1 protein-coding gene is annotated in these 278 nt (G+C 66.9%); it reads left to right on the forward strand.

What is annotated here, in order from left to right:
* Positions 1-22: 22 nt before the first annotated feature.
* Positions 23-278, forward strand: a 256-nt coding sequence (locus FLQ44_RS16600) for a hypothetical protein (protein ID WP_276607869.1), incomplete at its 3' end; no start/stop codon positions are given.

The raw sequence follows: 278 nt of genomic DNA on the forward strand, positions 1-278 counted from the left end.
CTGGACATCGACCGCGTTCCCGATGCTGACCGGCACCCTGATCACCGCCGCCGGCTTCCTGCCGATCGCCACCGCGGCCTCCAGCACAGGTGAGTACACGCGCTCGATCTTCGAGGTGGTGACCCTGGCCCTGGTGGTGTCGTGGATCGCCGCGGTGGTGTTCGTGCCCTATCTGGGTGACCGCCTGCTGCCTGATTTCCACAAAAGCGGCGAGACGCACGCGCCCGATCCCTACCAGAAGCCCTTCTACCGGCGTTTCCGCGGCGTCGTGGCCTGGT

Source organism: Vogesella mureinivorans, assembly GCF_007644035.1.
Classification (GTDB): domain Bacteria; phylum Pseudomonadota; class Gammaproteobacteria; order Burkholderiales; family Chromobacteriaceae; genus Vogesella; species Vogesella mureinivorans.